Here is a 19,927-nt window from a genome sequence, read left to right on the forward strand (position 1 = left end):
GAACCGTGGTTCTCATGTAAAGGACAGGGCCGATGGACACCGACGCCGCACGTACCCGGATCCTCGACGCGGCCGAGGAGCTGTTCTACGCCCAGGGCGTCCAGGCCGTCGGCATGGACGCCGTCCGCACCGCCGCCGGGGTCACCCTGCGCCGCCTCTACCAGCTCTTCCCGTCCAAGGACGACCTCGTCGAGGCCTATCTGGAGCGCCGCGACCGGCGGTGGCTGGCCGAGCTCGCCGCGCACGTGGACGCCTCCGCCGACGTTCCGGCCGAGCGGGTGCTCGCCGTGTACGACTGGCTCGCCGACTGGTTCGCCCGCCCCGGCTTCCGGGGGTGCGCCTTCGTCAACTCCTACGGCGAACTCGGCGCCACCGCGCCCGGCGTCGCCGGGGCCGCACGTCGGCACAAGGAGGCCCTGCGCGACTACCTCGCCGGACTCGCCGAGGACGCCGGCGCTCCGGCCGGCACCGGGGTCCATCTGGCCCTGCTCGCCGAGGGCGCGATCACCCTGGCCGCCCTCACCCGGACCCCGGACCCCGCCACCGAGGCCCGGGAGGCCGCCCGACTGCTCCTCGCCGCCGGGGCGGGCACCGGTACGACCGGCTCGGCCCGTGCCGGCACGACCGCCGGCGCCACAACCTGAGCACGGCAGGCGGCAGACGGAGCACGCCCGGCCGCCGGTGTCATCACCACGACGGCCGGGCGCATCGTCCGGTGGCGCGGGTCCGGACGGCGGCGGGGGGGAGTTTCGCCGTCCGGACCTCGCTCGTGCCACCGGCCCTCTTCTGACCCGGATCGGCGCCGGCAAACCACCCTCCCGGAGCGGCCGGCGAGAACGCCCTCCGGCCAGCACCGGCAGTCGTTCTGACCTTTCGTCAGAATCCTGGGTACGCGCCGTGACCGCCGCACCGGCGGCCACCGCACCGTCCCCACCGTCCGCGGTCCCTCCGGCGACGACCGCACCGTCCCCCGCACCGCCCGCGGTGACCACGCCGCCTCCGACCCCCGTGGCGCCTTCGACCCCCGCACCGTGCCCGCCGTGCAGCGGCCCGCCTGCAAGGACGACACCGACTTCGTGCTGGAGCTCGGCCCGAACCTGGTGCGGGCGAGCGGCGGCATCGCCCGCCCCGGCCTGAACGAGGCGTACGCCTGCCTGCGCAACCTGAGCGCCCCGCACCCCGGCGACCCCGGGCAGGGCGGCGGCCCGATGATCGGCGTCGGCGACTGCGTCGTGAAAGCGACCGGCACCGACGGAAAAGCCTTCGGCCGTGAGACCAAGTGCGACGGAACGGGCTCGTCCGAACCGGAGTACAAGGTGGTCAAGGTGGTGACCACGGTGCTCGTCGCCCGGGGCGCCACCCCCGACAAGTGCGCGCCCGGCACGGCCTTCGAGTTCCTGCTGCACGCCGACTACAGGGCCACGTTCGGGCCGTTCGCCTGCGCCGACAAGCTCTGACCCACGGGCCCTTCGGCTCCCCGCGTCACAGCGCCAGCCGGCGGGCGGACGCCCGGATCGGGTCGGGGAGTTCGGTGCGGCCGCGAAGGTAGCGGTCCACCGCGGCGGCGGCCGAGCGGCCCTCGGCGATCGCCCACACGATCAGCGACTGCCCGCGCCCCGCGTCGCCCGCGACGAAGACGCCGGCCGTCCCGGCGGCGAAGCCGTCGTCGCGGGCGAAGGCGCCGTCCGGGCCGACCGTGAGACCGAGCCCGCCGGTCAGCCAGGGCTCCGGCTCGGGGCCGGTGAAACCGAGCGCGAGCAGCGCGAGATCGGCCGGGATGCTGCGCTCGGTTCCCGCCCGGGGCTTGCGGTCCGGTGGCTCGGCGTCGGCGAAGCGGACCGCCGCGAGGCGTCCGTCCGGGCCCGGCTCGAAGGCGACCGTACTGGCGGCGAACACCCGGACCCCGCCGCCGGTGGCTTCCGCCTCCTCGTGCGAGGTGGTCTCCCGGCGGACCTTGGGGTGGACCGGCCAGGGCTGCCCGGGATCCCTGCGCACCGGCGGGCGCGGGTTGATGTCGAGCTGGGTCACGGCCGCCGCCCGCTGCCGCAGCGCGGTGCCGAGGCAGTCCGCCGCGGTGTCGCCGCCGCCGACGATGACGACCCGGAGACCCTCGGCGGACACCGGCGCGGCCGGGAGTTCGCCCTCGTCGACCCGGTTTGCGCCGGTCAGGTAGGCCATCGCCTGGTGGACGCCCGGGAGCCGGCCCCCGGGCACCGGCAGGTCGCGGCGGTGCCCGGCGCCGACCGCGACCACCAGGGCGTCGCAGCCGGCCCGCAGCTCGTCGGCCGAGACCTCCCGGCCGACGCGCAGACCGGTGCGGAACGTGGTGCCCTCGGCCCGCATCTGGTCGAGCCGGCGGTCCAGCCGGTGCTTCTCCAGCCGGAACGGCGGGATGCCGTAGCGCAGCAGCCCGCCGGGCCGGTCGTCCCGCTCGTACACGGTGGTGGTGTGGCCGGCCCGGGTGAGCTGCTGGGCGGCGGCGAGGCCCGCCGGACCGGAGCCGACCACGGCCACCCGGCGGCCGGTGCCGCTGGCGGGCGGCTGCGGGAGGTCCCAGCCCTCCTCCCAGGCGCGGTCGGCCAGGGCGAGTTCGATGTTCTTGATCGTGACCGGCGCTCCGCCGTCGACGGCCAGCACGCAGGCGCTCTCGCACGGGGCCGGGCAGAGCCGCCCGGTGAACTCGGGGAAGTTGTTCGTCGCCAGCAGGCGCACCGCCGCGGCCCGCCAGCCGTCCAGGGCGACCAGCCGGTTCCAGTCCGGGACGAGGTTGCCGAGCGGGCAGGCGCTGTGGCAGAACGGCAGCCCGCAGTCCATGCAGCGGGCGGCCTGCCCGCCGACGATCGGCAGCAGTGCCCCGGGGCGGTACACCTCCCGCCAGTCCTCGAGCCGCTCCCGCGCGTCCCGCCGCGCGCGCTCGGCGCGCGGGGTGGTCAGGAAGGCCATCCGGTCTGCTGCCATCGCGGCCTCCGGCAGGGCGTGCCGACACGGACCCGGCGGCACCCCGGCGGACGCGCCACCGTGTGGCCACGCTACGCCTACGAACGGCTCGCGGGAAGCGGTGACCGGGAGCCGGCCACGCCGGGCCGCGCACCGCCGCGCGGGGCGACGCCCGGGTTTGACCGGTTCTGCACTCCCGGGCCCATGATCGGCCGTGCCAGGCTCGGCTGTGGCCGGCCGGGTCCGGCCGGAGCGGTGCCCCCGCCGGGTCCGTCGCGTACTGCGCGCCGAACGCGCCGGGAGCCACCGCGCCCACCCACCGAGGACGAGGTGAGTTGCTTGGCCACCCTGAGGACGACACTGCGCGGCACGCTCACGGCCGCCGCCGCGGCCGCCGCCCTGGCCACCGTCGGAACCGGGGCCGCCCATGCCACCGGCTGGCCTCCGCTGCAGGAGGGCGCGTACCTGTACTCCGGCACCACCGGCACCGGGACGGTCACCGCGGTGGACCTCTCCGACCTCGGTACCTGCCACACCCTGGCGACGCCGGCCCGGTCGGTCCAGGTCGTCTCCGGCTCGGCGTCCGTGCTGCTCTACCCCGGTGCCGGCTGCACCGGCACCACCCCGTGGGCGACCGGGTCCCTGGCCCAGTCCGACCTTCCGGCCGCGGCGCGGAGCTACCGGGTGATCCCGGCCTGACGGTGCCCCGGGCGGGGCCCTCGCGGGCGAGTCCACCCGGAACCGGCCGTGCCGGGCCCGGCCTCCCGTCAGACTGGAGCGCGGTCGTACCGCGCACGCACCGGTCGTACGGAGGGAGCGGCACATGGTCGGGCAGGGCGCAGCGGGCCGAGGGCCCGCGCAGCAGGCGGTGGCGGCGGCCCTGGAGCGGGCGGCCGCCGTCGCGCACCTCAACGCCTTCATCACCCTCGACGCCGAGGGCGCCGGGGCGGAGGCGGCCCGCCACGACCGGCGCGGCCGCGGCGCCCGCCGCTGGTGCCTGGCCGTCAAGGACAACGTCCATGTCGCGGGCCTGCCCAACACGGCGGGCACCCCGGGGCTCGCCGGGTTCGTCCCCGCCGCCGACGCACCCGTCGTCGCGGCGCTGCGCGCGGCCGGCGCGATCGTCCTGGGCAAGACCAACATGCACGAGCTGGCGCTGGGCGTCACCTCCGGCAACCCCACGTTCGGCGCGGTCGGCAACGGCACCGACCCGGCCCTGTTCGCCGGCGGCAGCAGCGGCGGTACGGCCGCCGCGGTGGCCTCGGGCGTCGTGGACGCCGGGCTCGGCACCGACACCGGCGGGTCCGTCGGCATCCCGGCCGCGCTCAACGGGATCTACGGCCTGCGCCCGAGCGCCGGACGCTATCCCTCCGCCGGTGTCACACCGCTGTCGGTCACCCGGGACACCCCCGGACCGATGGCGCGCAGCCTGGACCTGCTCGCCGCCCTGGACGCCTTCGTCACCGGCCGCACCGGGACAGCGCCGCCGGACCGCCCGCTCCGGCTCGGCCTGCCGAGGCAGGTGTTCGCCGAGGACCTGGAGGCCCCGGTCCGGGCGGCCTGGGAGGCCGCGGTGGAACGGCTCGGCACGGCGCGGACCGTCCGGGTCCCGGTGGACACCGGGCACCTGGTCGAGTCCGACGCCCGGGCCGGGATGCACCTCGTGTTCGGGGAGTTCGCCACCGCTCTCGAGCGCTACCTGGCCGAACACGGCGTCGGGCGCACCGCGGCCGAGGTGGTCGAGGCGGCCGCCGACCCGGCCGTCGCCGGACTGCTCCGGGCCGCCGCACTGCCCACCGGCCCGGGGTACCCGGGGCCGGACGCGCTGCGCGGGGCGCTCGTGGAACGCCGAGCGCTGCAGGCCGCCTACGCCGAACTCTTCGCGGCGAACGGCGTGGACGCGTTGCTGAGCCCCACCGTGCCGGTGTGCGCCCGGCCGCTGCACCGGCACGAGGAGTCGCTCCCCCTCAACGGCCGGGACGTGCCGACGTTCCCCACCCTGATCCGCAACACCTCCCCCTCGGCCACGGCGGGGCTGCCCTCGGTCACGGTGCCGCTGCCGGTCGACGGCTCGCCGCCGGTCGGTCTCCAGCTGGTCGGACCGCGCGGCGGTGACCGGGAGCTGCTGGCCGTGGCCGCCCGGATCGACGCCCTGCTGCGGCCGGGGGAGGCCGGTGGGGCCCGCCCGTGACGGGGCGGGGTGCCCACGGCCGTCCCGTCGGGCACCCCGCCGTCCGATCGGCACCCCCGTGGCCGGTCGGGACCCCCGTGGCCGGTCGGGACGGAGTACCGGTCAGCCGACGGCGATGACGACCTTGCCCAGCGGGTTGGCCCGCTCGTAGTAGGTGTAGGCCGCCGCCGCCTCCTCGAACGGGAAGACCCGGTCGACGACGGGGCGCAGGGCGTGCTCGGCGACGAAGTCGTTCATGGCCGCGAACTGGGCGTGGCTGCCGACCGCCACCGCCCGGACGGTCGCGGCGGCGCCGAACAGCAGGCGCGGGTCGACCGCCGGCCAGTCGCCGGAGACGGAGCCGACGAGGGCGAGGTGGCCGTCGACGGCGAGCGACTTCAGCGACTGCTCCAGCGATCCGGCGGTGTCGACGACCCGGTCGACACCGCGTCCGCCGGTCAGTTCCCGGACCGCGGTGTGCCAGTCGGGCCGCTCCCGGTAGTCGATCACCTCGTCGGCGCCCAGGTCGCGCAGTCGCCGCTGCTTCGCCGGGCTCCCGGTGGTGGCGATCACCCGCGCGCCGAGGGCGTGGGCGTACTGGATCGCGAACAGGGACACTCCCCCGGAGCCGGTGGTGAGGACGGTCTCCCCCGGGCGCACGCCGCGGCCGTCGCCGGTCAGCGCGTTCCAGGCGGTGAGGCCGACGCAGGGCAGGGTGGCCGCCTCCTGGTACGAGAGGTGCGCGGGCACCGGCAGCAGGGCCTGCTCGGGGAGGACGGCCAGCTCGGTCAGCATGCCGTCGAGCGAGCCGCCGAGCTGCGGAAGCAGGTCCGCCGCCAGCCGGCCGTCCCGCCAGTGCGGGAACAGGGTGGCGGTGACCCGGTCCCCCGGGCGCGCCCACCGGACGCCCGGTCCGACGGCGACCACCTCCCCGGCGCCGTCGGAGACCGGGACGAGGTCCGGCTTGACCGGCAGCACGTACTGCCCGCGCAGCACCAGCAGCTCCCGGAAGCTCAGCGAGACCGCGCGGACCGCGACCGCGACCTCCCCCGGCCCGGGGGTCCTCGGCCGGGCCGTGCGCAGCGTCAGCCGCTCCGGGCCGCTGCCCGCGCCGAGGTGGTAGCTGCGCACCGTCGAGGGGAACGCGGCGGTGGCCGTCGGGACGGCGGTGGCCGTGGCGGGCGCGGCGACGGCCGTGGCGGGCGCGGTGGTGGTCATGATCGGTCCCCCGGTGGTGAGGCGTTCGGTGTGTGCCTCCAGCGTGCCGCCGGCCCCGTTCTCCGCTCAATTCCCGGCCGGGAATGGCGACCGTGACCCGGGCCCCTCCCGCGGTTCGGTCGCCCGTGCGCCGCCGCGGTGACCTCCTCGCTACCGGGCGGTGGGGGTGCCCGCGCCGTCGCTCGGGACGGCGGAGCCGAACCGCCACGCCTCGATGTCGCGGTAGCGGATCGGGCCGGGGCCCCGGCCGATGTTGCTGCCGACGAGGTGCAGGCGTTCCGTCGGCCACGTCCGGCCCTCGAACCCGGTGAGCCCGGCCGCGGCGAGCGGGACGCTGGTGGCGTCGTCGCGGCGGGAGCGGGCCAGAGTCAGATGGGGGCGCAGCGGGCGGTCCCGGAAGGTGATGCCGCAGGAGCCGATCACCTCGCGGACGTCGGCGGCGAGGGCGTGCAGTCCCTCCAGGTCGCCGTCGATCCCGCTCCACAGCAGCCGCTCGTCGAAGTGGCCGCCGCCGCGCAGGCGCAGGTCCAGGGCGGGGCGCGACGCCGCCGGGGCGGCCAGTGCCGCGCGCAGCGGGGGCACCGCCGTGGAGGGCAGTTCGCCCAGGAAGGCCAGGGTGATGTGCCAGTCCTCGATCCGGTTCCACCGCAGTCCCGGGAAGGTCTCGTAGGCGGGGCGCAGGGCCCGGGCCAGTTCGTCCTTGGCGTCGTCGGGCGGGGCGAGGGCCACGAAGACGCGCAGGGTCGAGGGCTCGGGGTGATCGTCCACGAAGGGGAGGTTAGCCCAGGCCTGAGCGGCCCCGCCCACCGGTGTCCGGAGGCCGGGGCGGCGGGGCCCGGTCGTCGGCGCGGGCTCGGGGCGTGGCACGGCGGGCGATCGTACCTGCTCGGGACGGGGCGGTCGGGGCCTGTGCCGGCCCGGATCCGACCGGGTGGCGACCGGATCCGACCGGGGGATCCCGCGCGGTCCGGAACGGCCGGAACGCGCCCACCAGGGCGGTACGGTTCTGCTCAACGGCCTTTTCCCGTAATGGGGTTGCCCCACCCAGTGGTCGGACACCGAGTGGGGCGCACGGGCCGATCACAGAAGATGAGGCACACCTGTGAATGACCGACCCTCCCGGGGGTGGGCGGACCCGCCCCCGGTGATCTCCCACGCTAGCAGGGGCGGCAGCGCGCCCACGGGACTTCGTGGCCTGCGCGCCACCCCGGACGGCCCCGACTCCACCGTCCGCCCGTCCTGTTCGCGGCCGACCGCGCGGCGTACGCCGACGGCGCGGGCGGGCGGCAACGCCTCGGAATGATTCCCGGCCTGCTGAGCGCGGGGCGGGGCGCCCGGACCGCGCCGGAGCCGGGCCGCCGGACCCGCCACCGCTGAGCGAACCGCGCCCGGCCCCCTTCTGACGGAGGCCGGTCGACGCGCGCCCCCGACCCGGAACTCCGGCCCCCGGCGCGCGCCCCGCGCACCACGCGACCACCCGCGCCTCCCCTGCCACTCGACCGCCCTCGCACATCTGCGACCCGACCCCGATCGGAGACGTGGTGCCCGGTCCGCACAGGCCCGCGACCGGCCCGGTCGGCTACGCGGCCTTCGTCCAGCTCCACCGCCACAGCTACGAGCGGTACGCCGGCGCCCGGCTGGGCGACCGCTCGCTGGCGGCGGCGGTCGTCGCGCGGGTCCTGCGCCGGGCCGAGCTGAGCTGGAGCGCGGCGCTCCGCGGGGACCCCGCCGCCTTCACCTGGGACGTGCTGCGGGAGAGCGTCACCACGGCCCGCGTCGAGGCCGCCGACGCCCCGGCGGACGACCTGCACCGCGCACTGCCCGACCGCCCGGCCGACGCGGCGCTCCTGCACGAGCGCCTGGGCCTCGCCCCCAAGGACGCCGCGGCCCTGATGGGCCTGGGCGAACCCGAACTGCAGGTCCAGCTGCGGGCCGCCCGCCGGATCCTGGCCGGACTCGACCCCGGCGGCCGGAACGGGGGCGCCTGACCGCACGCCCCATCGAAGGCGCCCGCCCCGCCGTGGCGCACCCGACCGCTCCCCCGCGGACGCCGGTGCGCCACGGCATCGCCATGCCCCGCCACAGTTCACCCACCCGGGTTGTTTCAACCGCGATCGGGCCGACCTAGGATGACGTGTCGTCACAATGACTTGTCGGCAGGGAACTTCGGCGCACCCAAGGGGATACCGTGAACGACGCGAGGGCCGAATCGCGGGAGCACTATGTTGACGCGGACACGCCTAGCGCGGCGCGGATGTACGACTACCTCCTGGGCGGGCACTACAACTACCCGTGCGACCGCGAGGCCTGCGACCAACTGTTGCTGACCGCCCCCAGCACCCGGGAGCTGGCGCTCAACAACCGGGCCTTCCTGGAGCGGGTGGTGCGCCACATCGCCCGGCGCTACGGGATCAGGCAGTTCCTCGACCACGGGTCGGGCCTGCCCACCCAGAACAACGTGCACCAGGTCGCCCAGAGCGTCGATCCGGCCAGCAAGGTGGTCTACATCGACAACGACCCGCTGGTCCTGGGCTACGGACGCGCGTTCCTGGAGGAGAACCGGAACGTGCTCATCCTGCCCTCGGACATGCGGGAGACCGCGGCCATCGCGGCCGACGCGGCGCGGATCATCGACTTCAGCAGGCCGGTGGCCGCGCTCTTCGTGTCCGTGCTGCACTGCGTCCCGGACGACGACCGGGGCAACCCGCGCCGGATGGTCGAGGACACCGTGCGTCTGCTCGCTCCCGGCAGCGTCGTGGTGATCTGCCAACTCGTGAGCGAGGACGCCCGGATCCGCGACGCGGTGACCGAGCTGATGCGGGAACAGACCGGCAACCGCTGGGGCCGGGTACGGACCGAGGCCGAGGTGGCCGAACTCTTCACCGTGCCCCGGCTCCGGATCGAGGAGGAGGTCGGCCTGCTCGACGTCACCGACTGGCGACCCGACACGGATCTGGTCCGGCGCCAGGCCACCCAGGAGTGGATCGAGTTCGGAGGCCTGGCCACCGTCGACTGAGCACGCCGGCCCGGCTGCCCACCGGCCCCGCTCCGCCGGGGTGCCGCCGACCCGGCCGCCCACCGGCCCGGCGGGGCCGGGGCGACGGGCATGCGGTGGCGGCGTCAGAGTCGGGAGCGGTGCCGCTCGAGTGCCTCGACGACCAGTTCGCGGCTCGGCACCGGCCCGGGAGCCTGGCGGATGACCATGTCACTGAGGTCCTGGTAGTCGAGGTAGTCGCTGTCGGCCTCCTCCCCGGCGATCGGGCCCCGATGGAACTCGCCCCGCCCTCCGGCCTCGGTGTAGATGACGTCCGGCGCGGCGAAGGAGCCCTGCTCGAAGCTGAGCCGGATCAGCGAAGTCACCTGGAGCGCGAGGGGGTTCTCCACCGCGATCACCCGGACCGCGACCGGCGAACGCTCCTCGTCCACGTGCCGCAGCAGCACCGACAGCTGGTCGACCATCATCCCGGGATCGCCGAAGTCGGCGTAGAGGGCGCTGCGCTGGACGAAGAAGGTCGACCTCGGGAGTCTGGCCGCGAACCGTTCGGCGCGCAGCCCCCGGACCTCGATGATCCGGTCCGCGAGCCTCCGCTGGCTGGCGAGCAGGGTCCGGCCCGTCACCAGCTCGCGGTACCGGGGGATCTGCAGCACCCCGGGGATCACATTGGTGTCGATGATGACCTGCCGCGCGGCCCACTCCTCCAGACTGGTCAGCCGCAGCATGGAGTCCGGCACGGCCTCGCGGTAGGCGGCGCGGGAGCGGGCCCGCACCGAGTTCGCCCACCCTTCCGCCGAGGCGTCGTGGGCGAGTTGGAGCAGTTGTGCGCGCCGGGGCCCGGGCCGCACCCCGAGGGCGTCCAGGAGGGCTTCGACCACGGCCGGTTTGTCGATCCGCATCTCGCCGTTCTCGATCCGGCTGTAGACCGACGTGGAGACCTTGACCCTGGTCCGCTCCAGCACCTGGCGCTGGGTCAGGGTGCCGCGCTCGATCTTCAGCTCCGCGCCGAGGAGCAGGGCGGGAACGCCCCAGGAACCCGGCGGGTCGGGCGCGGGCCGCCCGAACGGAACTGCACGGTCCTCCATGGCCAAAGGGCCCCCCTTGGGCACGATTCCGAAACTCACCCCGAACGGTCGGGATCAGCTTCACACAAGGGGGGCGCCGCCGTCACGCCGGACCGCTGGACCCGGGTGCCGGTATGACGAACTCAAACCGCCAGCCGGTCGAATTCGCCGTTCTTCACACCGCTCAGCAGTGCCGCGATCTCCGTCGCGGTCAGGACCAGGGCCGGACCGCTCGGGAAGCGGCTGTTGCGCAGGGCCACCTGGCCGTCGTCCAGTTTCCGCAGCTCGAGGCAGGCGCCCGTGCCCTGGCTGGCCCGGGCCTTCTGCCAGCCGTCCGTCGCCTCGATGACGTCGGCCGGCATGCCGTTGAAGTAGTCGATCACGATCAGCCATCTCCACTGTCCGCTGGGCGCCCGCTCCTCCGATCTTCATACGCACGGAGAAGTGCCCTGGTGGCACCGCTGCGCAATCCCGTGCGGGATTGCGCAGGGCGGGCGCCTTGAATCATTCACCCCGACAATCGAACAGCGCCACTCCCTATTAGGGTGAATGCGGACCGCTTTATGCATATCTATTGTGAGCGGCTGATAGCACTGCCGTACGGGCCGTGCCCGCCACCGGCCGGACGGGTCGTCATGGACCGCGTCCGCCACCGGCCGGCCGGACCGTGACGGACCGTCCCCGCTACTCGTCGGCCGGTCCGTAGACGGTGTTCAGGACGCCGCTGGCGAAGGCCGTGCTGCTCAGGAGCTTCAGCCGGATCGGGTCCGCGCCCTCCTCGAACAGACGGATGCCGCGCCCGACCGCGATCGGGTGGACGAGCAGGTGAAGCTCGTCGATCAGCCCGGCCGCCAGCAGGGCCCGCACTACCGAGACCGAGCCGGACATCCCGATCCGGCCGCCCTCCTCCCGCTTCAGTGCGGTGACACCCTCGACCAGGTCACCCTTCAACTGCTCCGAGTTGCGCCAGGTCAGCTCCAGCGCCGAGCGGGAGACGACGACCTTGCGCACGTCCCCGAGCACCTTCGCCATCCCGCCCTCCTCGCCGCCGGCGTCCTCCCGGCCCGGCCAGACCTCGGCGAAGCCCTCGTAGGTGGCACGGCCGAGCAGCACGGTGTCCGCCGCCGCCATCTGGGCGCCGACCGCCGCGCCCATCTCCGCGTCGAAGTAGGGGAAGTGCCACTGCTCCGGGCTCTCCACCACGCCGTCGGCAGCGATGAACAGACCTGCGGTGAGCTTGCGCATCAGGATCTCCCTGCGTCTCCCGGTGCCCGGGCACCGGGTCGGTTGCTTGCTTTCACATGGTCGGACCGGCCGACGGACCGAAACTCATCGCTCCCGGCGGAAGAATCTTCCGGAGCATCCGCGAGCGCGGCCGGGCCGCCGGACAGCGGGACGTCTCCGCACGCTCCCGGAGCGGGTCGTTGACAGTGCCGCAACGGACTCCTAGCGTGGCGCGGGCGATTACCCACGAGTAGGGACTGTTGATGGCCGCAGCGCGCCCGTACGACCTCGTCCTGTTCGGAGCCACCGGGTTCACCGGCCGGCTCACCGCCGAGTACCTGGCCCGGGCCGCGCCCGAGGGCTGCCGCTGGGCGCTCGCCGGCCGGGACGCGGACCGGCTCGCCGCCGTCCGCGCCGGACTGGCCGGGATCGATCCGCGCTGCGCCGGACTGCCGCTGCTGGTCGCCGACGCCGGGGACCGCGAGGCCCTGCGAGAGGTGGCCGCCTCGGCCCGGGTGGTGGTGTCCACGGTCGGCCCCTACCTCCGGTACGGCGAACCGCTGGTCGCCGCCTGCGCGGACAGCGGCACCGACTACGTGGACCTCACCGGCGAGCCGGAGTTCGTCGACCGGATGTACCTGCGCCACCACGAACGGGCGGTGGCCACCGGCGCGCGGCTGGTCCACGCCTGCGGCTTCGACTCGGTGCCGCACGACCTCGGGGTGCTGTTCACCGTCGAGGAGTTGCTGCGCCGCGGCACGGCGCCGCAGCGGATCTCGGTCGAGGGCTTCGTCCGCGTCGCCGGCACCGTCTCCGGCGGCACCCTGGCCTCGGCGATGACCGCCTTCTCCAGGCCGCGCGCGATGGCGCGGGCCGCCCGGGAGCGCCGCGCGGCCGATCCGCGACCGGCCGGACGGCGCGTCCGCACACCGGCCGGACGCCCGCACCGCTCACGGGCGGCCCGGGCCTGGGCGCTGCCGCTGCCCACCATCGACCCGCAGGTGGTGGGGCGCTCGGCCGCCGCCCTGGAGGCCTACGGCCCGGACTTCGGCTACACGCACTACGCCGCCGTGCGGCGACTGCCGATCGCGGTCGGCGGCGTCGCCGCCGTCGCGGCGATCGCCCTCGCGGCCCAACTGCGGCCGCTGCGCCGCACAGTGGAGCGACTGCGGAAGCCCGGCGAGGGCCCGGGCGCCGGGCAGCGGGCCGGGTCCTGGTTCACCGTGCGGTTCGTGGCCCGGACGGATCTCGGCCGGCCGCTGGTCACCGAGGTGTCCGGGGGCGATCCCGGTTACCAGGAGACCGCGGTCATGCTCGCCGAGTCCGCGCTCTGCCTCGCCCACGACGACCTGCCTCCCACGGCCGGGCAGCTGACCACGGCGGTGGCGATGGGGCGCCCGCTGATCGACCGGCTGATCTCGGCCGGGATCTCCTTCCGGGTGCTCGAGGGCACGCCGACGGGTGCCCCCGGCCGCTGAACTCCCCCGGCGACCCGTCGGGACGGCCACCCCCGTCAGGACGGCCACCGGGGGCGCCCGGTGTCACTTCGGGGCGAGGAGGCAGAACTCGTTGCCCTCCGGGTCGGCCAGGACCGTCCACGAGATCGCAGACGCGTCGAACCCCGGATCGGTGGCTCCCAGGGCGCGCAGCCGCGCCGCCTCCGCCTGGAGGTCGTCACCCGGGTAGGGGCGGATGTCGAGGTGGACGCGGTTCCACCCGGTCTTGGGGTCGGGGGTGCGGACGAACTCCAGGTACGGGCCGACACCGTGGGCGGACCGCATGGTCGCGTGGTCGTCGGCGACCTCGTGCACCGTCCAGTCCGTCGCGGCGCCCCAGAAGCGCGCCATCTCCCGCGGGTCGGCGCAGTCGACGACCACCGCCGCGACCGGCCCGGTGTCCCCGTAGACCGGGCGGGGTTCCAGGACGCAGAACTCGTTGCCCTCCGGGTCCGCCATGACCGTCCAGGGGACGTCGCCCTGACCGACGTCGGCAAGGGTCGCGCCGAGGTCCCTCAGGCGTGCGACCAGCTCGGCCTGGTGGGCGGCCGAGGTGGTGGCCAGATCGAGGTGCACCCGGTTCTTCCCGGTCTTGGGCTCCGGACGGGCCACCAGGTCGATGAAGATCGTCGACGGGTCCGGGTAGGGGACTCCCGCGGGTTCGAGGCAGGTCACCCCGGGACCCTCGCTCTCGATCCCCCAGCCGAGCACCTCCGCCCAGAACCGGCCCAGCGCGGAGTCGTCCAGGGCCTTCATGTTGATCTGCACAAGTCGTGTTGCCATGGACAAGATCATATGAGCGGGCCCACGGTCCGACCAGGGCGTTTCCGGAGCCGGGAGCGGGGCGGGAGCCGAGGCCGGGGCGAGGACGGGACCGGCGCCGGGTCTGAGCCGAGGCCGGAGCCCGGGTCGCGCCCAGGGTCGCATCCAGGTCGCATCCAGGTCGCATCCCGGATCGAAGCAGACAAGTAGGATGAACCAACCTTCGCGCTACGCGCGAAGACTTCCATAAATGTTCAACTATGCCCGATTAATCTCCCGCTTCACACGCACGGAGCCACCCTCATGGACAACCCGTCCACCGCCGACACCGACGGCGCGATGGAGACCCGCGGTATCGAACCCGTCCCGGACCACGAGCGCCGGGGCAGAGTCCGCGAACTCTTCCCGACCTGGGTCGCGGCGAACATCAGCGTCCTGCTGCTCACCATGGGCGCGGCCCTGGTGGTGTTCAACCAGCTGAACTTCTGGCAGGTCCTGATCGTCGCCGCGTGCGCCGCGCTCGCCTCCTTCGGGATGGTCGGACTGCTCTCGGTCTCGGGGAAGTGGGGCGGGGCTCCGGGTGCCACGCTGTCCCGGGCCACCTTCGGTGTGCGGGGCAACCTCTTCCCCGGCGCGATCCTCTGGATCGCCCGGTTCGGCTGGGAGACGATCAACGCCGTCACCGGCGCCTACGCCGTCCTGACCGTGCTCGACCTGCTCTTCGGCGTCCGGAGCAACACCGCGCTGATCGTCGTCACGCTCTTCCTCTTCGTCGCCTGCACCTTCCTGGTCTCCGGCCTCGGACGGAAGGCGCTGAACGTCTGCAACACGTGGTCGACCTACCTCTTCGGCGTCTTCAGCGTGCTGGTGCTCGGCTACCTGGTCGCGACCATGGACTGGAGCGAGGTCTTCGCCAAGCCCGCGGGCACCACCGCGATGATGGTCGCCGGCATCGGGACCATCGCCGCCGGCGGTATCAGCTGGGTCCCCACCGGCCCCGACTTCGCCCGTTACCTGCCGCACTCCGCCTCCGGCCGGAAGATCGTCGGCGTGACGGTCTCCGGCGCCGGCCTGGTGATGGTGCCGATGGTGCTGATGGGCGCCGTGATGGCGGTGGCCTCCCCCGGTCTGGCCGAGGCCGCGGACCCGGTCTCCTTCCTCGGCGACCTGCTGCCGACCTGGCTGGCCGTGCCGTACCTGCTGACCGCGATCGTGGGCATGCTGCTGATCAACAGCCTCTCGATGTACTCGGCCGGCTTCACCGCCCAGACCATGGGCGTCAAGCTGCCGCGCGCCATGGCCGTCAGCATCAACGCCGTGATCTCGCTGGTCGGCGGCCTGCTGCTGATGCTGGTCGCGACGAGCTTCCTGGGTTCCTTCATCACCTTCCTGATCCTGCTCGCGGTCTCCTTCTCGGCCTGGATCGGCGTCTACGCGGTGGACATGTTCCGCCGTCGCTCGCGCGCGGTGCGCTACGACGCCGCCGCGCTCATGGACACCGGCCGGACCAGCCGGTACTGGTACGTCGGCGGCTTCTGCTGGCAGGCGATGGTGTCGTGGGTGCTGGCACTGCTGGTCGGGCTGGCCTTCACCAAGTGCGACTGGTTCGCCGGCCCGCTGTCCGACACCCCGGTCGGCCGGTACGGGCTCGCCTGGGCGGCCACCATCGTGGTCTCCGGCGTGATCATGGCCGTGCTGCCCGCCCCCCGGGAGAACACGTCCACCGACGCGGACCGGCCGGCCGACACGGCGGCGGAGCGTCCCGAACGGGTCGCCGTCTGATCCCCGGCTCCTGTCACCCCTGAGCCCTTCGGCTCCGATCGCCCCGGCCGCTCCGGCCGGGGCGATGCTGTTCCGCCCGGCGCCCCGGCGGCGGGGGCGGGCGGCGGCAAGCGGTGCGCGGCGGAGCCCCGGCGCCCGCTCAGTCGCGGTCGAGCAGCGCGGCCAGGTACCGCCGCGTCTCCCCGCGCAGTTCCTCCGCCGTCGGGACGTGACGGTGACCGCTCCCGGCCGTCGAGTTGAACAGCACCCCGTCGCACCAGCGGATCAGCCGCCGGGCGTCGCCCGCCGGGTCGGCGGAGCCGCACCGCGCCAGCAGCGCGGTGGCCAGGTCGGTGAAGCGGGCGCCCAGCCGGTCGTAGCCGGTGCGCAGCTCGGGCCGGCGGGTGGCTTCCAGCGCGAGTTCGAGCCGGGCCAGGGTGAGCGTGCGGCCGACCGTGAGCGCCCGGTGCAGCAGGTCCGCGCCGCCCTCGACCAGAAGGTCCCGCGCCGCGGCGCCGTCGGGGAGCGGGCCGGCCGTGACCGGGCTCCCCTCGGTCTCCCGTTCGACGATGCGGGCGAGGGCGAGGTCGAGCAGCGCGGCCCTGGTCCGGGCGAGGTTGGAGGTCGAGCCGGCGGGAAGTCCGGCCTCCTCGTCCACGGCGCGGTGGGTCAGCCCGCGCAGACCGCGTTCGGCGATCAGGGCGATGGCGGCGTCGGCGATCAGTGTCGGACGGTGCGGCGTCATGGATCCGATCATGGCCCCTCCTGCGAGCTGCCCCGGCCGGGGCTCGACGTGTTCTCACTACAAGAGTAGTCCACTTTCACTACAGCTGTAGTACGGTACTGCCGGGAGGTCACTACAGCCGTAGTGGCGGGGAGAAGGGGCTCACCATGTCCACCACGAACGCGCACCCGGCCGTCGTCATCGGCGGCGGGATCGGCGGCCTCGCGGCCGCCCTCGCCCTGCACCGGCAGGGGATCCCGGTGACCGTGCACGAGCGCGCCGCCTCGCTCGAACCCGTCGGGGCCGGACTGGCCCTCGCCCCCAACGCCCTGCGCGCCCTGGACCGGCTCGGCGTCGGCGAGCGCCTGCGCGCCCTGGCCGCCCCGCATCCGGCGATCGGCCTGCGCCACCCCTCCGGCCGCTGGCTCGCCCGCACCGACACGGCGACCTTCGAGGCCCGCTTCGGCGACACCGTCGCCGCCGTCGCCCGCGCCGAGCTCGTCGCGGCCCTGGTCGACGCCCTCCCCGCGGGCACCGTCCGCACCGACTCGCCGGCCGCCCTGGTCACCCCGGGGAGCGGCACCGAGCCCGCCGTCGTCCGCACCGCCGACGGCGAACGGGCCGCCGCACTGGTCGTCGCCGCCGACGGCATCCGGTCCGCGACCCGCGACCTGCTCTTCCCCGGGCACCCGGGCCCCCGCTACAGCGGTTTCACCAGCTGGCGCACCGTCGTGACCCCCGCCCGCCGCCCGGAGGCCGCCGGCGAGGTCTGGGGGCGCGGCCGGCTCGCCGGTGTCGTCCCGCTCGCCGACGGCAGGGTCTACCTGTACGGCGCGGCGCTCGCCCCGGCCGGCGCCCGGGCGGCCGACGGCGACGAGAGGGCCGAACTCCTGCGCCGGTTCGGCACCTGGTGCGCGCCCGTGCCCCAGCTCCTCGCGCTCGCCGAACCCGGGCGCGTCCTGCGCCACGACGTGTGGGACCTCGCCGACCCCCTGCCCGCCCACCACTTCGGCCGGGTCGCCCTGCTCGGCGACGCCGCCCACGCGATGTGCCCGTTCCAGGGCCAGGGCGCCTGCCAGGCGATCGAGGACGCCGTCGTCCTCGCCGCCCCGCTCACCCCGTCCACGGACCCGGCCGCCGGCCTCCCCGCCTACACCGCCGCCCGCCTGCCGCGCACCACCGGCATCGTCGCCGGGTCCCGGCGCATCGGCGACCTCGTCGCCCTCCGGAACCCCGCCGCCGCCTTCCTGCGCGACACCGCCCTCGCCCTGGCCGGCCTGCTGCCCGCCCGCGTCCTGCTCGGGCGCTCGGGGCCGACGTACGACTGGCGGCCGCCGGTCCTGGGCACCCGGGACCTCGACGCCCCGGCCTGAGCGCATCGGGCTCCCGTCCGGCACGTCCGTCTTGTAGCACGATGTACGAACCGCTACGCTGCCACCCGTGAAGCAACTCAACCTGCGCATCGACGAGGAAACCCACGAGGCCCTGGAACAGCGCGCGGAGGCGGCCGGGATGAGCCTGCCGGACTACGCCCGCAAGGTCCTGGCGGAGGAGGCCGACGAGCGGCGCGAGCGGTTCCTGACCGCCGCCGCGCACTTCTCCCAGGTGTGGGCGCCGGCGTTCGAGGCCGAGTTCGGCCCGTACCCGCAGGGCGGGGCCGGGCACCGGTCCGGGACGGCGGACGCGGCGTGATCCTGCGCGTCGACCGCACCTGGCTGCTGGAGGTGGCCCAGCAGTTCCTGCGCGCCGATCCCGATGTCACGGACTACGGCACCCTCGCCGCGGCGGTCGCCCGGCATGTCGACGAAGTGATGGACGTGGCGGTGTACGGCGCTGTGCACCAGCGCGCGGCCGCCCTCATGCACCAGCTCATCCGGGTCCCGGCGCTGGAGTTCGCCAACGAGCACTTCGCGGCCGTCGTCGCCGCGTCCTACCTCAGTGCCTCCGGGGTCATCGTGACCGCCGAACCCAAGGCGGCCGTCGAACTGGCGTCGCGGATCCGCGACGGCCGGGCCGACGTCCGCGAGACCGCCACCGCCATCCGCGCCTGGTACCGCTGAACCGCACCGGGGCGGGGCGGACCGTGGTCAGAGCGGGAGCGAGAACCTGACCTTGGGCCGGCCCCGCGCCCCCGCGCGGTGGTAGAAGCGGACGGCGTCGGTGTTCCAGTCGGGGGTCTGCCACTGCACCTCGGCGGCGCCGGCGGCCGCGGCCGCTTCCACCACCGCCTCGAGCAGAGCGCGCCCCCAGCCCCCGCCCCGGTGCGGCTCGGTGACGAACAGACAGTCCAGATGGACGTACTCGGCGCCCTGCCAGGTGGCGAACTCCCGGGACCAGGTGGCGTAGCCGACCAGTTCGCCGCCGCGGTCGACCACCAGGCAACGGGCCCTCGGGCCCGGCCCGAACAGCGCCGGTCCCAGTCGGGAGGCGAGGTCGGCGGGCACCGGTCCGGCTTTCTCGAAGGCGGCGTGGGCGGCGCACAGTCGCGCGATCGCCGGCAGGTCGGCCACCGTGGCCGGGCGGACCGCGGCGGGCGGGGCGGGGGTGGCGACGGGCATCGGGGAGCCTCGCGTTCCTGGTGGTCGGGGACCTGGTGGTCGGGGCGGGCTGCTGGTCGGGACGGGATGAGGGGCCGCGCCGGACTCCCCCGGGCGGCCACGGCCCCATCCTGCGGCCCCGGTCCGGGCCGCACGAGTGCCGTCAGCGCCCACGGGTGCCAAGATCCCGCCACGATCCGCCGTGCGCCGGGGCCGTGATCGTCCCGTCCGTGCGGCGTGGCACACTGCGAGAGCCGCCGGGGGACGGACGTCGTGCCTCCGGTTCCGATCGTCCCTGCCGAGGAGCAAGCCCATGAGCACCACCGCGCCGGTATCGCTGGTCACGGGCGCCAACCGGGGAATCGGCCGGGAGACCGCCCGTCAGCTCGCCGCGCTCGGCCACACCGTCCTGCTGTGCGCCCGCCGGGCTTCCGACGCCGAACGGGCCTCGGCCGACCTGGCTCCCGGCGTGCCCGGCACCCTGCTGCCGTACCGGCTGGACGTCACCGACGCCGAGGGCGTCGCCGACCTCGCCCGAACCGTCGACGCGCGGTTCGGCCGTCTCGACGTCCTCGTCAACAACGCCGCCGTCAACTACGACACCGGCGAACGCGCCACCGGTGTCGACCTCGACGAGGTCGCCCGGACCCTGGAGACCAACCTGTTCGGCGCGTGGCGCACCGCGCAGGCCTTCCTCCCGCTGCTCCGCCGGTCGGCGCACCCCCGGGTGGTCAACGTGTCCAGCGAGTCCGGATCGCTGACCCACATGTCGGGCGGGACGCCCGCCTACGGGGTCTCGAAGGCCGCCCTCAACGCCCTGACCCGCAAGCTCGCGGACGAACTGCGGGACGACCGGATCCTGGTCAACGCCGTCTGCCCGGGCTGGATCGCCACCGACATGGGCGGCCCCGGCGGCGCGCCCGTCGACCGGGGCGCCGCCGGCGTGCTCTGGGCCGCGAGCCTGCCCGACTCCGGCCCCACCGGCGGGTTCTTCCGCGACGGGAAGCCGCTGGACTGGTAGGCAGCCGCTCCGGCCGGC

The 19,927-nt window shown here is 75.0% G+C and carries 21 protein-coding genes; 12 read left to right on the plus strand and 9 right to left on the minus strand.

From position 1 onward, the window contains the following. Positions 1–32: 32 nt before the first annotated feature. Positions 33–644, plus strand: a complete 612-nt coding sequence (locus tag BLU95_RS02135) for a TetR/AcrR family transcriptional regulator (protein ID WP_093858406.1) — start codon at positions 33–35, stop codon at positions 642–644. A gap of 387 nt (positions 645–1,031) precedes the next feature. Continuing rightward, positions 1,032–1,457 (plus strand): hypothetical protein, encoded by a 426-nt coding sequence (locus BLU95_RS45465; RefSeq protein WP_159424730.1) that lies wholly within the window; start codon positions 1,032–1,034, stop codon positions 1,455–1,457. Positions 1,458–1,482: 25 nt separating this feature from the next. Here BLU95_RS45465 and BLU95_RS02145 read toward each other — a convergent pair whose 3' ends face one another. Continuing rightward, positions 1,483–2,958 carry a glutamate synthase subunit beta gene (locus tag BLU95_RS02145; RefSeq protein ID WP_231978210.1) on the minus strand — a complete coding sequence of 492 codons (1,476 nt, stop codon included), beginning with the start codon at positions 2,956–2,958 and terminating at the stop codon, positions 1,483–1,485. Positions 2,959–3,276: 318 nt separating this feature from the next. On the opposite strand from BLU95_RS02145, the gene BLU95_RS02150 reads away from it, so the two are divergent. Further along, positions 3,277–3,636 (plus strand): hypothetical protein, encoded by a 360-nt coding sequence (locus tag BLU95_RS02150; RefSeq protein WP_093858409.1) that lies wholly within the window; start codon positions 3,277–3,279, stop codon positions 3,634–3,636. Positions 3,637–3,760: 124 nt separating this feature from the next. Then, positions 3,761–5,128 (plus strand): amidase family protein, encoded by a 1,368-nt coding sequence (locus tag BLU95_RS02155; protein ID WP_093858410.1) that lies wholly within the window; start codon positions 3,761–3,763, stop codon positions 5,126–5,128. 102 nt (positions 5,129–5,230) lie between these two features. Here the strand turns inward: BLU95_RS02155 and BLU95_RS02160 are convergent, their stop codons facing one another. Continuing rightward, positions 5,231–6,325 carry a zinc-dependent alcohol dehydrogenase family protein gene (locus BLU95_RS02160; protein ID WP_093858411.1) on the minus strand — a complete coding sequence of 365 codons (1,095 nt, stop codon included), beginning with the start codon at positions 6,323–6,325 and terminating at the stop codon, positions 5,231–5,233. Between the two features lie 150 nt (positions 6,326–6,475). Next, entirely contained in the window at positions 6,476–7,093 is a 618-nt protein-coding gene (gene thpR / locus BLU95_RS02165; RefSeq protein WP_093864576.1) for an RNA 2',3'-cyclic phosphodiesterase, read from the minus strand. Between the two features lie 773 nt (positions 7,094–7,866). Here thpR and BLU95_RS02170 point away from each other — a divergent pair. Together BLU95_RS02170 and BLU95_RS02175 are read left to right on the plus strand one after the other, a co-directional pair. Then, positions 7,867–8,313, plus strand: a complete 447-nt coding sequence (locus BLU95_RS02170; RefSeq protein ID WP_093858412.1) for an RNA polymerase sigma factor — start codon at positions 7,867–7,869, stop codon at positions 8,311–8,313. A gap of 200 nt (positions 8,314–8,513) precedes the next feature. Then, complete coding sequence (locus BLU95_RS02175) at positions 8,514–9,341, plus strand: SAM-dependent methyltransferase (RefSeq protein WP_286158614.1); 828 nt, start codon at positions 8,514–8,516, stop codon at positions 9,339–9,341. Between the two features lie 104 nt (positions 9,342–9,445). Here BLU95_RS02175 and BLU95_RS02180 read toward each other — a convergent pair whose 3' ends face one another. The 3 genes from BLU95_RS02180 to BLU95_RS02190 all read right to left on the minus strand — a co-directional run bounded on the left by BLU95_RS02180 (position 9,446) and on the right by BLU95_RS02190 (position 11,629). Beyond that, positions 9,446–10,405, minus strand: a complete 960-nt coding sequence (locus BLU95_RS02180; RefSeq protein WP_093858414.1) for a Scr1 family TA system antitoxin-like transcriptional regulator — start codon at positions 10,403–10,405, stop codon at positions 9,446–9,448. Positions 10,406–10,527: 122 nt separating this feature from the next. Continuing rightward, positions 10,528–10,770, minus strand: coding sequence for a DUF397 domain-containing protein (locus BLU95_RS02185; RefSeq protein ID WP_400745199.1), 243 nt, complete (start codon positions 10,768–10,770; stop codon positions 10,528–10,530). 298 nt (positions 10,771–11,068) lie between these two features. Further along, complete coding sequence (locus tag BLU95_RS02190; protein ID WP_173861996.1) at positions 11,069–11,629, minus strand: dihydrofolate reductase family protein; 561 nt, start codon at positions 11,627–11,629, stop codon at positions 11,069–11,071. 242 nt (positions 11,630–11,871) lie between these two features. On the opposite strand from BLU95_RS02190, the gene BLU95_RS02195 reads away from it, so the two are divergent. After that, entirely contained in the window at positions 11,872–13,086 is a 1,215-nt protein-coding gene (locus tag BLU95_RS02195) for a saccharopine dehydrogenase family protein (protein WP_093858416.1), read from the plus strand. Positions 13,087–13,149: 63 nt separating this feature from the next. Here the strand turns inward: BLU95_RS02195 and BLU95_RS02200 are convergent, their stop codons facing one another. Continuing rightward, the gene (locus BLU95_RS02200; RefSeq protein ID WP_093864578.1) at positions 13,150–13,887 is read right to left on the minus strand and encodes a VOC family protein; all 738 of its coding nucleotides are present in this window, start codon (positions 13,885–13,887) and stop codon (positions 13,150–13,152) included. A gap of 282 nt (positions 13,888–14,169) precedes the next feature. On the opposite strand from BLU95_RS02200, the gene BLU95_RS02205 reads away from it, so the two are divergent. Then, positions 14,170–15,648: a purine-cytosine permease family protein gene (locus BLU95_RS02205; RefSeq protein WP_093858417.1), complete on the plus strand. Its 1,479-nt coding sequence runs from the start codon at positions 14,170–14,172 to the stop codon at positions 15,646–15,648. 139 nt (positions 15,649–15,787) lie between these two features. Here the strand turns inward: BLU95_RS02205 and BLU95_RS02210 are convergent, their stop codons facing one another. Continuing rightward, positions 15,788–16,384 (minus strand): TetR/AcrR family transcriptional regulator, encoded by a 597-nt coding sequence (locus BLU95_RS02210; protein ID WP_093858418.1) that lies wholly within the window; start codon positions 16,382–16,384, stop codon positions 15,788–15,790. 134 nt (positions 16,385–16,518) lie between these two features. Between BLU95_RS02210 and BLU95_RS02215 the strand changes: the two genes are divergently transcribed. From BLU95_RS02215 to BLU95_RS02225, 3 genes are all read left to right on the plus strand, one after another. Continuing rightward, on the plus strand, positions 16,519–17,724 hold the full coding sequence (locus BLU95_RS02215) for an FAD-dependent monooxygenase (protein ID WP_093858419.1): 1,206 nt from the start codon (positions 16,519–16,521) through the stop codon (positions 17,722–17,724). A gap of 67 nt (positions 17,725–17,791) precedes the next feature. Beyond that, a complete protein-coding gene (locus BLU95_RS02220; protein ID WP_030397208.1) occupies positions 17,792–18,043 on the plus strand; it encodes a plasmid mobilization protein in 252 nt (83 codons plus the stop codon). Continuing rightward, a complete protein-coding gene (locus tag BLU95_RS02225) occupies positions 18,040–18,411 on the plus strand; it encodes a fic family toxin-antitoxin system, toxin component (protein ID WP_093858420.1) in 372 nt (123 codons plus the stop codon). The genes BLU95_RS02220 and BLU95_RS02225 overlap by 4 nt, the downstream gene beginning before the upstream one ends. 27 nt (positions 18,412–18,438) lie before the next feature. Here the strand turns inward: BLU95_RS02225 and BLU95_RS02230 are convergent, their stop codons facing one another. Further along, entirely contained in the window at positions 18,439–18,909 is a 471-nt protein-coding gene (locus BLU95_RS02230) for a GNAT family N-acetyltransferase (RefSeq protein WP_093858421.1), read from the minus strand. 292 nt (positions 18,910–19,201) lie between these two features. On the opposite strand from BLU95_RS02230, the gene BLU95_RS02235 reads away from it, so the two are divergent. Beyond that, a complete protein-coding gene (locus BLU95_RS02235) occupies positions 19,202–19,909 on the plus strand; it encodes an SDR family oxidoreductase (protein ID WP_093858422.1) in 708 nt (235 codons plus the stop codon). The last annotated feature ends 18 nt before the right edge of the window (positions 19,910–19,927 follow it).

Origin of the sequence: Streptomyces sp. TLI_053 (genome assembly GCF_900105395.1) — a bacterium.
GTDB lineage: Bacteria > Actinomycetota > Actinomycetes > Streptomycetales > Streptomycetaceae > Kitasatospora.